Origin of the sequence: Ruegeria sp. HKCCSA071 (assembly GCF_017872555.1) — a bacterium.
GTDB lineage: Bacteria > Pseudomonadota > Alphaproteobacteria > Rhodobacterales > Rhodobacteraceae > Ruegeria.
Genome location: NZ_JAEDOX010000007.1, coordinates 24,833 through 38,550 on the forward strand (window position 1 = coordinate 24,833; position 13,718 = coordinate 38,550).

General features: G+C 54.4%; 13 protein-coding genes. 11 read left to right on the forward strand and 2 right to left on the reverse strand.

Annotation, left to right across the window (positions count from 1 at the left end):
• Positions 1 to 42 precede the first annotated feature (42 nt).
• Positions 43 to 990, reverse strand: coding sequence for an ABC transporter substrate-binding protein (locus tag I9188_RS13760; RefSeq protein WP_209506747.1), 948 nt, complete (start codon positions 988 to 990; stop codon positions 43 to 45).
• A 204-nt stretch (positions 991 to 1,194) separates the two neighbouring features.
• Here I9188_RS13760 and I9188_RS13765 point away from each other — a divergent pair, with 204 nt between their 5' ends.
• Positions 1,195 to 1,980 (forward strand): DeoR/GlpR family DNA-binding transcription regulator, encoded by a 786-nt coding sequence (locus I9188_RS13765; protein WP_209506748.1) that lies wholly within the window; start codon positions 1,195 to 1,197, stop codon positions 1,978 to 1,980.
• A gap of 86 nt (positions 1,981 to 2,066) precedes the next feature.
• Here I9188_RS13765 and I9188_RS13770 read toward each other — a convergent pair whose 3' ends face one another.
• Complete coding sequence (locus tag I9188_RS13770) at positions 2,067 to 2,720, reverse strand: GntR family transcriptional regulator (RefSeq protein ID WP_209506749.1); 654 nt, start codon at positions 2,718 to 2,720, stop codon at positions 2,067 to 2,069.
• A gap of 207 nt (positions 2,721 to 2,927) precedes the next feature.
• On the opposite strand from I9188_RS13770, the gene I9188_RS13775 reads away from it, so the two are divergent.
• The 10 genes from I9188_RS13775 (at position 2,928) to I9188_RS13820 (ending at position 13,615) form a co-directional block, all read left to right on the forward strand.
• Entirely contained in the window at positions 2,928 to 4,019 is a 1,092-nt protein-coding gene (locus I9188_RS13775) for a Gfo/Idh/MocA family oxidoreductase (protein WP_209506750.1), read from the forward strand.
• 91 nt (positions 4,020 to 4,110) lie between these two features.
• Positions 4,111 to 5,121: a TRAP transporter substrate-binding protein DctP gene (gene dctP, locus I9188_RS13780; RefSeq protein ID WP_209506751.1), complete on the forward strand. Its 1,011-nt coding sequence runs from the start codon at positions 4,111 to 4,113 to the stop codon at positions 5,119 to 5,121.
• Positions 5,122 to 5,151: 30 nt separating this feature from the next.
• Complete coding sequence (locus I9188_RS13785; protein ID WP_209506752.1) at positions 5,152 to 5,727, forward strand: TRAP transporter small permease subunit; 576 nt, start codon at positions 5,152 to 5,154, stop codon at positions 5,725 to 5,727.
• Positions 5,724 to 7,019: a TRAP transporter large permease gene (locus tag I9188_RS13790; protein ID WP_209599630.1), complete on the forward strand. Its 1,296-nt coding sequence runs from the start codon at positions 5,724 to 5,726 to the stop codon at positions 7,017 to 7,019. The genes I9188_RS13785 and I9188_RS13790 overlap by 4 nt, the downstream gene beginning before the upstream one ends.
• Positions 7,019 to 8,905 carry a sugar phosphate isomerase/epimerase and 4-hydroxyphenylpyruvate domain-containing protein gene (locus I9188_RS13795; RefSeq protein WP_209506754.1) on the forward strand — a complete coding sequence of 629 codons (1,887 nt, stop codon included), beginning with the start codon at positions 7,019 to 7,021 and terminating at the stop codon, positions 8,903 to 8,905. The genes I9188_RS13790 and I9188_RS13795 overlap by 1 nt, the downstream gene beginning before the upstream one ends.
• A gap of 1 nt (position 8,906) precedes the next feature.
• Positions 8,907 to 9,779 (forward strand): shikimate dehydrogenase, encoded by an 873-nt coding sequence (locus I9188_RS13800; RefSeq protein ID WP_209506755.1) that lies wholly within the window; start codon positions 8,907 to 8,909, stop codon positions 9,777 to 9,779.
• The gene (locus I9188_RS13805; protein ID WP_209506756.1) at positions 9,776 to 10,591 is read left to right on the forward strand and encodes a citryl-CoA lyase; all 816 of its coding nucleotides are present in this window, start codon (positions 9,776 to 9,778) and stop codon (positions 10,589 to 10,591) included. The genes I9188_RS13800 and I9188_RS13805 overlap by 4 nt, the downstream gene beginning before the upstream one ends.
• Positions 10,581 to 11,768 carry a Gfo/Idh/MocA family oxidoreductase gene (locus tag I9188_RS13810; protein ID WP_245223723.1) on the forward strand — a complete coding sequence of 396 codons (1,188 nt, stop codon included), beginning with the start codon at positions 10,581 to 10,583 and terminating at the stop codon, positions 11,766 to 11,768. Before I9188_RS13805 ends, I9188_RS13810 begins: the two co-directional genes overlap by 11 nt.
• Positions 11,758 to 12,432: a hypothetical protein gene (locus I9188_RS13815; protein ID WP_209599631.1), complete on the forward strand. Its 675-nt coding sequence runs from the start codon at positions 11,758 to 11,760 to the stop codon at positions 12,430 to 12,432. The genes I9188_RS13810 and I9188_RS13815 overlap by 11 nt, the downstream gene beginning before the upstream one ends.
• Complete coding sequence (locus I9188_RS13820; RefSeq protein ID WP_209599100.1) at positions 12,425 to 13,615, forward strand: Gfo/Idh/MocA family oxidoreductase; 1,191 nt, start codon at positions 12,425 to 12,427, stop codon at positions 13,613 to 13,615. The genes I9188_RS13815 and I9188_RS13820 overlap by 8 nt, the downstream gene beginning before the upstream one ends.
• Positions 13,616 to 13,718: the final 103 nt, after the last annotated feature.

Sequence of the window (13,718 nt, forward strand, 5' to 3'; positions counted from 1 at the left end):
AAGCGGCAGAGGAGAGCGGGGTAACCGCTTCGGTCAAGCAGATTATTTAGAGATCCAACCGGACCAACGGTCTTTGTTCGTCTCCATCCAATCCGCGACAACTGCATCAATTTCAACACCGTCCAGATCGGCTTTGCCGACCATAGCGCTCATCTCGTCGTTATTGATGTTGTAGGCTTCGATGATGTCATACGCGCCCGGCCACTTCTCTTGCAGGCCAGACCAAGCAGCCTTCCAGATCGGACCGCGCGGTTTTCCGCAGTCATAGGCCAAATCCGGGTTCACACCGACTGACGGGTCGCTGTAGCATTCGGCCGAAAATGGCGGAAACTCCACGAATTCGCCGTCATATTTGGCCGGGGCCCAGTGCGGAACATAGACCCACAGCATGATTGGATCTTCGCGCTGATATGCGGATTCCAGCTCAGCAAAAAGCGCAGCATCCGTGCCTGCGTGGACAACTTCAAACTCCAATTCTAACGCTTCGACACGTTCTTCGTCGAAACCGCCCCAGGTCACGGGCCCGCCGACATAGCGCCCATTTGGCGAGGTTTCAGCGGTGGCGAATTCCCCTGCACAGTCTTTCAGAGCTTCCCAGTTTGGCAGGCCGGGGCAGCGCTCTTTCATATAAGTCGGGTACCACCATTCTTCGATCGCCATCAGACCGGTTTCACCAACGTTCACCACATTGCCAGAGGCGGTGGCTTCGTCCAGTGCTTCACGCCCGGTGGTTTCCCAGATTTCCATTGCCAGATGTAGATCACCTGTCTTCAGGCCCGCAAACTGAGCGATATAGTCCGCCTGAACATATTCAACGTTGTACCCTGCCTCTTGCAGGATTGATCCCATTATCTTGGTGTTGATCAGCTGTCCTGACCAATCATGCAACGTCAGTTTGATTGGGTCCGTCGATTCGGCGGCCCAAGAAGCCGAAGCAGTTACGCCAGCGACTAATGCCATTGCGTGTAGTGCATTGAATTTCCTGATCATGTTGCGCTCCCTGAATGTGGCTTTTTGAGTGTTTTTCTTTTATTACACTTCCATGCTGCGCCAATCTGACGAGTACGTCAATAAAAACCACACTTCGCCACGAATAATGGTTATAATTCACACAAAAAGCCCCGATCAGAACTGAATTGGGCGCAATATTGTTTTATTGGGATGACTGCCGTATCCCCCCTTTCAGGAGGTCGCATGCTAAAGCCACGAAAAACCACAAATCAGCGCGAGGAAGAAATCCTTCGCGAACTGCAACATGCGGGCGGGTCGTGCAGAGTCAGCCTCTTGGCTCAAAAACTGAATGTTTCCAATGAAACGATCCGTCGCAACGTCAAGGCGCTGGAAGAGCGCAAGATCGTGCGGAAGGTTCATGGCGGCGTACACCTTAGCGAAGACGCAATAGAACCACCTTTTGAAAACCGCTTGGGAACGCAAGCGCATGCGAAAGAAGCAATAGCCCGGGCAGTCGCAAACACTATAAGCGACGGGGATTCCTTATTTCTGGATATTGGTTCGACAACCGCTTACGTCGCGCTTGCACTGCGGAAACACAAAGACCTGTTTGTTGTCACAAATTCGGTTTTCGTCGCTTACACATTGTCAAAGCACAACAACAACCGGGTGTTTCTGGCGGGTGGAGAACTGCGCGCCCATGATGGGGGTGCTTTCGGTGCAGAGGCATTGGATCTTGTAAAGCGTTTCAACGTACAGCTGGCAGTGTTCTCGGTTGGAGCCGTGAATGGCGACTTGGGTTTCATGCTTCATGATCTTGAAGAAGCCAATATCGCACGTGCGGCGGCAGAAAATGCGCAGGTGCGCATCGTCGTCGCCGACAGCGGAAAATTCAACAAGCGGGCTCCGATATCTCTGCACAACATGGCTGGAATTGATGTTTTTTTTACCGATCGCCTTCCTCCTGCAAACATCCAGGACATGCTCAACAAAAATGATATCGAAGTTGTTGTCGCAGGGTCGGACTAAAGCGTTTTGTGCTTAGTCAGAGACCTGTTCGTTAGCCTTGAGGAAGGTCAGACAGCCGTACCGTGCTACCTGCGGATTTGGCCACCTTACATGGCTTCCAAGGTGTGGGCGAGGCCATTTCTGATGTGATCTTCCAACAGTTTCTTGGCTGTATCAGCGTCTTTGGCCAACGCGGCATCGAACATGCGTTTGTGTTCTTGGGCTGCAACCTCACCTCGGTAGGTCAGTACGAGCATCTGATAACGAAGGTACTTGTCATAAATGATTGAGTGAAGAGATAAGAGGTTCTTGGAATTACAGGCTGCAATCATCGCTTGATGGAACTCTGAATCGTACCTCTTCCAGGTTTCCTTCTCAGAGTCATCTCCCTTGAGAAGCCGTTGCTCCATCAAATGCAGCTTATGATGCGCAGCGACCAGGTTGCCTTCCCAATCCGTGTCGCCATTCGCAATGGACAACTCCAGCGCGTGGCATTCCAGCAGAACGCGCAGCTCTGAAATCTCGGTCAGGTCTTCTCGTGAAACTGGGGTGACCAGGAAACCCCGTTGCTCAGGAGCTTCGACAAATCCGTCGCTGGCGAGCCTGTTTAGCGTTTCACGAAGTGTCGAAAGGCTTGCCGAGTAGCGTTCCTTCAAGGCGTCCAGCTTCAGTTTGGAGCCGGGCTGCAGCTCCCCGAAGATGATGTCCCGCTTGATGCGCTGATAGGTGCTTGCACCTATCGTAGACGGCTGTTTCGCCATGCGTTTCACCCGATATTTTCAGTTTCCTCGTTCAATTAGCATTTTTCAGAGACATCAGCAATCCAAACTGATGTATGGTAAAAATAAAAATATCATACATTATTGCGGAATCGCGAAAACCCCAATACGGTCGTGGCCAAGTTGGGCAAGCAGCCCGATCGCAATCATCGGTTTCGGGATTCGCCGGGCCCTCCAGAAGGAAGCAAAGTGTCTAAGAACTTTCGCATTGCCATTGTCGGCATTGGTCTTGTTGGACGCCGCCACGCAGACGCTATCCGAGCGTTGCGCCATGTTGATCTCGTCGCGGTAGTCGACCCCAGCGATGAAGGTCGCGCCTACGCCGTTGAGCACGGGGTCGCATGCTACGAGACCCTCGAGAAAATGTTTGCCAATCAGACGCCGGACGGAGCTGTTCTTGCGACCCCGACCACGCTTCATGTTGAACAAGGCCTAACGTGTGTTCGACATGGTTGTCCTGTTCTTGTCGAAAAACCGATCGCCGTAGAAGCCACCGCTGCACTTGAGCTTGTTCAAGCTGCGGAGAAGGACAATGTGCCACTGATGGTCGGACATCATCGTCGACACAATCCTTTGATCCGGTCGGCTAAAGAAGCCATTGTCGATGGAAAGATTGGAGATGTGCGCGCTGTCCATGCGAATTGCTGGTTTTATAAGCCAGACGAGTATTTTGATGCTGCGCCTTGGAGAAAGAAACCCGGTGCAGGGCCCATCTCGGTCAATCTTGTCCACGATGTGGATCTGCTGAGGTACCTGGCCGGAGAAGTTGTGACCGTGCAGGCTCAGTCGGCTGCATCGCAGCGGGGTTACGACAACGAAGATGTTGCCGGTGCTCTGTTGACGTTCGAAAGCGGGGCGATAGGGACCATAAGTGTGTCCGACAGCATCGTTGCTCCATGGAGCTGGGAGATGACGTCTCAGGAATATCCAATCTATCCTTCAACCACAGAGAGTAGCTATATGATAGGTGGCTCTCATGGTTCGTTGTCCGTTCCCGATCTTCGCCTGTGGAGTTACCAGAGTAAGCTACGGGACTGGTGGACGCCTATCTCATCGACCGCGCTGAAGAAGGGTGCGTCTGACCCTTTGGTCAATCAGCTCAGGCACTTTGTTGAAGTAGCTCGGCACGAAGCAGAGCCGATTGTGTCTGGATGGGAAGGTCTCAGAACGCTTCAAGTTATTGAAGCTATTCAGAGTTCCTGCAGAACAGGTGAAACAGTCAGGATCAAAAACTTGCAAAAAACACCAATGGTAGATATGGCGGCAGTAAAAAATATCTGATATTTTGCAAAAAATCTTGCAAAAATTCCAAAATAGGTCAAAACTCTGAATCGCAAAAAAGAAGCATCATGATGTCTCAGGGAGGAGCAAAGTGATTACCAAACTTACCCGCCGGGCTGCTGTATCAGCCCTTGTTGCAACCGGTGTTCTGTTTGGCGCAACAAGCGGTGCGCTGGCGGAAGACAAAGTCCAACTTCGTCTCGCAACATCAGGATCGGAGACCGACCAACGCTCGGTCGCTATGGCAGAAGTTTTTGCGCCGATGGTCGCCGATTTCGCAAGTTATGAGCCCAGCTACAATGGCACCATCTTCGCACAGGGAACGGAGTTGGATGCCATCAGTCGCGGCAATCTGGAAATGTCGATCACCTCGGCGCAGGAACTGGCGCAGTTCTTCCCCGAGTTTTCGATCTTTACTGCAGGCTATGTCCACCAGGATGCCGCGCATCAGGTGGCAGTCTTCAACGATCCCTTGATGGATGCCTTTAAGCAGAAGGCCGAAGAAGAACTAGGCGTCAAACTGCTGTCGGTCATGTATCTGGGCCGTCGTCAGGTGAACCTGCGCCAACCCAAGGACGAACTGACCGTCAGAACTCCGGCTGATCTGGAGGGTGTGAACCTGCGGATGCCGGGCACCGATGCGTGGCAGTTCCTTGGCAAAGCGCTAGGTGCTGCCCCGACACCAATGGCGTTCTCAGAGGTTTACACAGCTCTGTCGACCGGTGCCGTTGACGGTCAGGACAACCCATTGCCGACCGTGGTTGATGCCAAGTTCTATGAAGTGACCAATCAGATCATCCTGACATCGCACTTGGTCGACTTGAACTATATCGCAATCAGCAAAGAGGTTTGGGACGGGCTGACACCGGAACAGCAAGCCAAGGTTCAGGAAGCTGCGGACGCAGCAGCTGAATCAGGCCGTCAGAAGCAACTTCAGAAAGAAGAGGATCTTGTCAGCTTCCTGAAAGAGCAGGGCATGGATATTTACGAACCCGATCTCGCTGCGTTCCGCGATCAGGTACAGTCTATGTATCTGGACAGCGAGTTCGCTGGCTCATGGCCCGAAGGCGTTCTGGATCAGATCAACGCTCTGGGCAACTGAACCCAGTAAGACACGGGAGGGAGAACCATAATGAAAGCCTTTATCAAGGGGTTTTCCCGACTGACCGAAGCGATTGCCGGCGGGATGCTGGCGGCAATCTTCCTGATCTTCCTATTGCAAATTCTCTTGCGCTACTTCTTTACCCCCGCCGGATGGACACTTGAACTCATCGGCATTCTGTGGGTCTGGGTGATTTTCTTCAGCTGCGCTTTCATCGTGCGCGAACGGGATCACGTGAAGTTCGACATCATCTATCTTTCGGTGCCGATGCGCGTGCGGCAGGTCTTTGCGATGCTGGCGGCCGCAGCGATCGTAGTCGGTATGCTCTACAGCTTCTTTCCGACGTGGGACTACATAGACTGGATGAAAATCCGCAAGACATCGACTGTCCGCAATCCGTTCTCCGGTGAGAAGATACCGCTGCGCACAGTATTCTCGATTTACGCGGTATTCATGCTGGTCGTAGCAGCGCGGTACGCGTGGCTATTCTTCGACGTCATGCGCAATGGCCCACCAAAGACAGAGTTGGAACTGGTCGTTGGGTACAACGTGGTTGACGATCATCCCCGTGTCGACGTCGAAGAGAACGAGGAAGTTAAGAAATGAGTTTTGAACTTCTTTCCTGCCTGCTCGCTCTGTTTCTTCTGGCAGGCATCGGGACACCTATCGGCTATTCCATCCTCCTGGCCTCATTAGTGTACCTGGGCACGGCCGGACTGGACGTCGCCCTCGCGGGCGAGAAGATCCTGCAAGGCTTCTACAAAAGCACGATCCTGCTTGCCGTGCCTTTGTTCATCGTCGCCGCGAATATCATGAACGCAGGGTCGATCACGGACCGGCTGCTGAACTTCTGCGTCGCTGCTGTCGGTCGTTTCAAAGGCGGCCTCGGGCACGTAAACGTGGTAGCGTCACTGATCTTTTCGGGTATGTCCGGCTCGGCCGTCGCGGATGCTGCGGGGATTGGGAAGATCATAATTGAAATGATGACCAAGGATGGCCGCTACAGCCGAGGCTACGCAGCTGCAATCACGGCGGCGTCGGCAACGATCGGCCCTATTATTCCGCCTTCTATCCCGATGGTTTTGTACGCGCTCGTTTCCAAGGCCTCCATCGGGTCGCTGTTCCTCGCCGGTATTCTGCCGGGCCTGATCATGGGCGTCGTCCTCATGGCGATAAACTACTATCTGGCCGGAAAGCGGAACTTTGCATTGGAAGAACCTGTTCCACTGCGCGAATTGCCGGCTAAAACCGCCAACGCATTTCCGGCTCTGCTGATGCCCGCAATCCTGCTCTACGGCATATATGGGGGTGTCACTACTCCGACAGAGGCCGCCGCAGTTGCTGCATTCTACGCCCTGCTACTGGCAGCTCTGTTCTACCGCGCGCTGACCTTCCGTGGCCTTTATCAAGTGTTCGTCGACAGCGCGCGCTCTTCCGCAGCCGTCGGGGTTGTCATTGGCGGCGCGTTCATTCTGAACTTCATCGTCATTCAGGAGCAAATACCTCAGTCGATCTCGGCACTGCTGGAGGGTTCAGATGTTAGTCCGATTGTTTTCCTGATCCTGGTTAACCTGCTGATCCTCGCGCTGGGTTGCGTGTTGGACGCGACAACGATCATTCTTGTGATCGTGCCCCTGTTCATTCCAACCTGCGAAGCGCTTGGGATTGATCTGGTGCATTTCGGAGTGCTGGTCGTCGTGAACTCGATGATCGGTTTGATCACGCCGCCCTATGGCATTCTACTCTTTGTGATCAACGCCGTGACGGACATTCCGCTGCGTGAAATCATTTCGGAAATCTGGGCCTTCCTCGCGGTTCTGATCGTCGCCTTGGTGATCATGATACTGATGCCGGATTTGGTCCTGTGGTTGCCGCGTATGTTTGGATATCAGGGATAATGTGCCTTTCGGTTTCGACAACGTCGATCCCCGGTGATCTGGCCGAAAAGCTGAGTGCTATCGCTGACGCAGGATTCGGGGGTGTCGAATTACACGAACCGGATTTGACCGCTTTTGACGGACCGCCATCGCAAGTCCGAGAAATTGCATCGGACCTCGGCCTGAAGATTTGCCTGCTACAACCTTTCCATAACCTTGAAGGCCAGCCAGAAGCCGGACGTGAGCGCGCCTTTGATCGACTGAAGCGCAAACTCGACCTGATGAGTGAGTTGGGAACAGAATTGCTGCTTATCGGATCTGCCGTTGATGTAGATGTCGCCCCGACCGAAGAACAGGTGATCGCAGATCTTGGCGAGGCGGCCGAGATAGCAAAGGTAATGGGGCTGCGTCTGGCCTATATGGGCTTGCCATGGTCGGATCTTATTCACTCGGATGAACAGGCGTTAAGCGTCGTTGAAGCTATCGACAACCCTCATTTGGGGTTGGCCTTGAATTCCTTCTTTTCGCTTGCCGACGGGTCCAAACCAGCGCGCCTTCGGGACATTCCCGGAGAGCGGCTGTTCCATGTGCAACTGTCCGATGCACCCCGGCTTGAGATGGATATACGTCGGCTCAAACGGCACTTTGGACTTCTGCCGGGGCTTGGGTCGCTGAACCTTACTGGCTTCGTACGCGTGTTGTCCCGCGCTGGGTACAAGGGGCCTTGGTCCATTGCGCGCGTCAACGAAGCAGCTCCTCAACCCGGCGGCCGAAATCTGGCCCGAGACAGTTACAGGTCGCTGGTGAACCTCCTAGATGAGGTATCCCGGACCGAGCCGGGAACCGATTTCGGCATCCCGGACCTGCCGGAACGCGTCTATGCGTCAGGCTTCGAATTCATAGAATTTACAGCCGACGAAACAAGCGGCGCGCAGTTGGCAGATATGCTGTCAGCAATGTGTTTTCGAATGGAGCGAAAACATGTCACCAAATCTGTCGAGCTGTGGCGGCAGGGCGCGATAAACATTGTTGTGAACACCGAAAAAGAAGGTTTTGCCCATTCGGCGTTCCTGGGTCACGGTCCCTCCGTTTGTGACATGGGGTTGCGTGTCAAAGATGCGGATCAGACGGTTCAGCGAGCGACCGCGTTGGGCGCGCCGAATTTCTCACAGCCGGTAGGGACCGGGGAACTGGACATCCCGGCCATTCGAGGTGTTGGTGGAAATGTTGTCCACTTCATAGATGAGAAATCCGATCTGCATCGGGTTTGGGACATCGAGTTTGAGCCAGTCGCCAAAACCAAAGCGATCCAGCCTGCCGGTCTGCGCCGCATCGACCATCTGGCGCAGACGATGCGTAACGATGAGATGCAAAGCTGGCTGCTCTATTACATTTCGACTTTTGAAATGGCAAAATCCCCGATCGTGAACGTTGCCGACCCATCGGGTGTTGTGCAAAGCCAAGCCATCGAAAGCCCCGAGGGCGAAGTGCGTTTAAACCTGAATGGTGCAGTTGGGCATCGAACACTGGCGGCTTCATTCCTTGAAGACGGTTTTGGCGCCGGTGTTCAGCACATAGCCTTCCAGTCGGACGACATATTTGAAACCTCAGCCCAAATGCGGAAGTCCGGCTTTCCCAGCCTATCCATCCCAGAAAACTACTACGCTGATCTGCAAGCGACATTCGGGTTAAGTGAAGACCTGATCGACCAAATGCGCAGGGATAACATTCTCTACGACCGCGCAGCGGGTGCCGAGTATTTTCAGATCTACAGCCGACCAATCTTTAACGGCTTCTTCTTTGAAATTGTTGAGCGCCGATCTGGCTATTCCGGCTATGGCGCGCGCAATGCTGCGTTCCGATTGGCGGCCCAAGCGCGACACCACATGGCGGAAGGAACAACCTAATATGAAGGCCGCACTAATCGGACAAGGGATTTCTGGCTCCATGACGCCTGAGATGCACGAGGCAGAAGGTCGGGCGCAGGGCATCGATCTGAGCTACGGTAGGATCGACACTGCAAAAGAGCCATTTCGTGGAATGTCGGTCGCTGATTTACTGCATTATTCAGTTGAATTGGGCTGTGCGGCGGTCAACGTGACACATCCCTACAAAGCATCAGTCATTGATCATCTTGATGAGCTTTCCAAGACTGCTGAGGAGCTTCAAGCTGTCAACGCGGTGGTTTTTTGTAATGACCGAATGGTTGGCCACAACACTGATTACATTGGCTTCCACGGTGCCTTCGGAGAATTTTTAGGATCATCGAAGACTGAAACGGTTCTCATGTTTGGTGCTGGTGGCGCGGGCAGTGCAGTCTCTTTGGCTTTGCTTGATTCAGGTGTTCGAGATCTGGAGATCATTGATCCTGACTTCCACCGAGCGCAGGCGCTGGTCAGTCGACTAGAGGTCTTGCGCCCTTATGCAAAGATTCAGGGTTCCCCTTCGATTTCGTTGGATCGGATCGAACTTGTGGACGGAGTGGTCAACGCAACACCACTTGGAATGGACAAGTACCCCGGAACAGTCATTGAACCATCCCTGTTGCGGGCCGATGCATGGGTGGCAGATATCGTATATTTCCCGCTTGAGACACACCTACTGAGCAGTGCCCGCACAACTGGGTTGAAAGTGATGAATGGTGCTGGAATGGCCGTTCATCAGGCTGCAGCGTCTTTTGAAATCTTCACCGGCTGCACCGCCTCAATCAGTCGCCTTCAAAACGTTTTCGATTCACTTCGTCAGCAGCGCATGCGCGAGTTTAGAGGTGCAACGGTATGACAAACGACGAGCAAGCAATCCGCCAATGGTGGCGTACCTCAATCATCGACATGAAACCCGGCAAGATCGCGTTTCGTGGCAACGCCATAGAGGACCTGATCGGGAAAGTATCTTTCCCGCAAATGATCTGGCTGATGGTGCGGGGCGAATTGCCCAGTGATGCGCAAGCACGCTTGTTCGAGGCTGCTCTGGTCGCAGGTGTGGATCACGGCCCGCAGGCCCCCTCGATCGCGGCGGCGCGCATGGCTGCCACCTGCGGGGTGGGTCTCAATAATGCGATGGCGACTGCGGTGAACATGCTGGGCGATGTGCACGGTGGAGCAGGTGAACAATGCGCAGAGCTGTATTATGATATCGCGGTCCGCATGGATGCGGGAGCTTCGCTGAATGACGCTGTTCGGGATGGCTTGGACAGCTGGCACGAGACGTATGGCAAGATCGTATCTGGCTTTGGCCACCGTTTTCACAAGCCTGTCGACCCACGCGCACCACGATTGATGCAACTTGTTCGTGATGCGGCGACAGAAGGTACAGTTTCTGGCTGCTTTGCCGATATCGGAGAAGAGGTTCAGTCCGAACTCGGTCGTCAACGCGGTGGTCGGCCCATTGCCATGAATATCGACGGCGCAACAGCTGTGATCTTCTGCGAGCTTGGCTTTCCCGCGCCCTTGTCGCGGGGGCTGTTCTGCCTGTCCCGCTCGGTCGGAATACTCGCCCACGCTTGGGAACAGATGAACCAAGGTGGCCGCAACAAAGGGCCCATGCCCCCGAATTACTTACCCCTCTACGAAGACAGGAATGATGACACGTGAGACATCGAAATCCTTCCGGGTCGGCCTTATCGGTTGTGGTCGTATCAGCGATATCTATTTAAAAACAATATCTAAATTCTCAAGTGTCGAGGTCGTGGCTTGTGCAAGCCTTGATCCTTCGGAAAGCCGCGCCAAAGCGGATCAATACGGCATCGCCAAGGCCTGCACGCCAGATGAAGTGTTTGACGATCCAACGATAGACTGCGTTCTGAATCTGACAATTCCGGCGGCGCATGCGGAAATCAGTTTGCGCGCGTTGGAGGCGGGCAAGCATGTCTATTCCGAGAAGCCGCTGGTTATGAATCGAACGGATGGTAAGGCGATCCTGCACATGGCCTCTGAAAAGGGGCTCCTGGTCGGTTGCGCGCCCGACACATTTCTGGGCGGTCGCTGGCAGACCGTTCGGCGCTTGATCGAAGAGGGTGCCATTGGCAAACCGACAGGGGTTTTTGCCCATGTCGGGACCCACGGGACGGAGCGCCACCATCCCAACCCGGATTTCTACTATAAGGCGGGTGGTGGGCCATTGCTGGACTTGGGCCCCTATTACCTGACCGCGATGATTTTTTGCCTTGGGCAAATTGACCGGGTCGCCGGAATGGCGCGGCGCACGTTCGACAAAAGGATGATCGAAAACGGCCCTCGCAGCGGCGAATGGATAGATGTCGAGGTGGACACGCACTCTCTAAGCCTGCTGCAGTTCTCTTCCGGAGCAATAGGGTCGATGACCATGAGCTTCGACGTCTGGGACAGCGAAACCCCACGGTTCGAAATCTACGGTGAAACCGGCACCATCAGTATCCCTGACCCTGACCCGGTTCACGGAGCCAACATCTTTCAGGGGGATGTCTGCTTGAAGACGCGGGACACCTCGCGCTGGTCTCATCAGCCTCGTCCAACTGGTCGCGAAGACTGGCAGGTGGTCGAAAACAAACACGGGTTCAATGAAGACAGCCGCGGGCTCGGCCTTTTGGATCTGGCCCTGGCGGCGCAAGAAGGACGCCAACCGCGCGCAAGTGGTTCGCTGGCCTACCATGTTTTCGAGGTGATGGACGCGATTGAGCGGGCACCGAAATTCGGGGCCTATCAGACAATAGAAAGTCGTTGCGCGGCTCCGGAGCCTTTGCCGGTCGATTTTCTGAACGGTGAGAGGAAGGAGTCGGCCCATGCCGATTGAGACACTCGACTTTGCCCAGCCATTCTTTCGCGTGCAGCACATAACTGACGAGCGCAGAATTTCTATCGAGGGTCGCGCCATCGTCCTTAACCTTGGGGGACGAAATCTCTCTGTCGAGGATCAGACCATTGCACCGCTTTCGTCTGTGATCGTGCAAGACAGCGCGTTTGACGGCGTGGAACGTGCAGTCATTGTCCACGGTTTCGACGCCCATGCCGATGACAACGAGTTGTTCGCAAAGGTGAAAGATACGTGGCCATCTGCTTTTGATATCCGCCAAGAGGAGCGTCTGCGCGGTGTCAGCCATTACATGTCGCCAAAAGTCTTTGTGGGTAATGTTGGACTGACCATGTACCATTCCGGCTCGGTCCCTTTGAATGTCGGATTGCATAAGGATCATCCGTTCTGCCCGGTACCGGGGTTTCGCGAAGTGCATACTCAAATCGTAGGCTTCGGCAAAATGCAGCAATGCCGTGAGCGGGATGTTGAAACCCTTTACCTCGAAGAATTCATGGCCCCTGGCACGACGCACAAACCGATGTATGACGCCGAAGGCAACTATCCCTGGCATCAGTACGAGACGATTACCCCCAGCATTTTCATGGCGGTAGAAATACTACCCGAGGGGGTATGGGTCCCGAAAATGGAGGTTCAGAATGGCTGAGAGACTATTACCAGAAAACCTGAACTTTGATGGTCCTTTCCCCCGCTTGTCTCGCCGTTTGCGGTTAGGCGTTGTTGGCGGAGGACGTATCTCTGTCACGCAAGCAACGGCCGCGCGGATGACCGACCGGTGGGAGGTCGTCGCAGGAGCGCTCAGTTCTGACGCAGCTCGCAGTAAGGCGCGTGGGGCCGAGTGGTTCCTGCCGGCCGACCGGTGCTACGCGTCGTTCGAAGAGATGGCACAGGCCGAGGCGGCACGTACGGATGGCGTAGATGCCGTCATGATCACTACCCCGAACCACGTTCATTTTGAAGGTTCCAAAGCGTTTATGGAGGCAGGTATTGATGTACTGTGCGACAAGCCCCTGACCAACGAAGTTGCCGAGGCCGAGGGGCTTGAGGAGATCGCCGCGCGCACGGGACAGGTCTTTGCCGTCGGATATGCGATGTCGTGCTTTCCAGTGATCCGGCAAGCCAAGCAAATCGTGGCCGACGGAGCTATCGGTAAAATAAACCAAATCCACGTCGAGTTCATGCAAGACTGGATGACGCCCGAAGATGTGGCTGATGCGCCTCATGTAAAGTGGCGGCTGGACCCCAAGATTTCTGGTCCAACCAGCTGTGTCGGCGATATCGGCACCCATGCCGCGCATCTCGCCAGTTTTGTCTCGGGCTTGCCCTTGACCGACCTGCGGGCCGAGTTTCATGTCTGCGGCGCGCCAAAGCCTTTGGAAGACACGGTGTTGATGTTCACTCGTTACCAAAATGAGGTTCCGGGAACTTTGATGGCAACACGACTTGCCCCCGGAAATCGGGGTGGGTTGCGGTTGCGGATCTTCGGGAGCGAAGGAGGTCTGGAGTGGGACTTGGAGAATTCAGAACAGCTGAAATTCAATCGGTTTGGTGAGCCGGATCGTATCATCAGCCGAGGTCACGGGCACGGTATGGGACCCGGTGCGGAACGTCTGATTCGTACCGCGCGCGGCTTTCCTGAAGGGATTATTGAAGCTTGGGCTAATCTTTATACTGAGTTCGCAATGGCCGTAGCCGCGCGTCGGGATGGCGTAACCGTTCCGACCGATTGGCTTGCTTATCCCAGTGTCGAACAAGGCGCAGACGGTGTCCGATTCATTGACGCCTCTGTGCGCTCTCACCAGTCCGGAGGGGGCTGGGTCACTCTCTAAGGCTCTGCCTACACGAATGTAAAACACGCCCGGGCCGTTGCCCGGGCGTTTTCATTTCCTTCCTAGCATTAAAAGTTGATATTTTATAAAATACCAGATATTT

Excerpts from the sequence above, each read along its gene's own strand:
- I9188_RS13795 (WP_209506754.1), top strand. The coding sequence starts at position 7,019 with ATGTGCCTTTCGGTTTCGACAACGTCGATCCCCGGTGATCTGGCCGAA.
- I9188_RS13770 (WP_209506749.1), bottom strand. The coding sequence starts at position 2,720 with ATGGCGAAACAGCCGTCTACGATAGGTGCAAGCACCTATCAGCGCATC.
- I9188_RS13790 (WP_209599630.1), top strand. The coding sequence starts at position 5,724 with ATGAGTTTTGAACTTCTTTCCTGCCTGCTCGCTCTGTTTCTTCTGGCA.
- I9188_RS13820 (WP_209599100.1), top strand. The coding sequence starts at position 12,425 with ATGGCTGAGAGACTATTACCAGAAAACCTGAACTTTGATGGTCCTTTC.
- I9188_RS13805 (WP_209506756.1), top strand. The coding sequence starts at position 9,776 with ATGACAAACGACGAGCAAGCAATCCGCCAATGGTGGCGTACCTCAATC.
- I9188_RS13765 (WP_209506748.1), top strand. The coding sequence starts at position 1,195 with ATGCTAAAGCCACGAAAAACCACAAATCAGCGCGAGGAAGAAATCCTT.
- I9188_RS13800 (WP_209506755.1), top strand. The coding sequence starts at position 8,907 with ATGAAGGCCGCACTAATCGGACAAGGGATTTCTGGCTCCATGACGCCT.
- I9188_RS13760 (WP_209506747.1), bottom strand. The coding sequence starts at position 990 with ATGATCAGGAAATTCAATGCACTACACGCAATGGCATTAGTCGCTGGC.
- I9188_RS13785 (WP_209506752.1), top strand. The coding sequence starts at position 5,152 with ATGAAAGCCTTTATCAAGGGGTTTTCCCGACTGACCGAAGCGATTGCC.
- I9188_RS13810 (WP_245223723.1), top strand. The coding sequence starts at position 10,581 with ATGACACGTGAGACATCGAAATCCTTCCGGGTCGGCCTTATCGGTTGT.
- I9188_RS13815 (WP_209599631.1), top strand. The coding sequence starts at position 11,758 with ATGCCGATTGAGACACTCGACTTTGCCCAGCCATTCTTTCGCGTGCAG.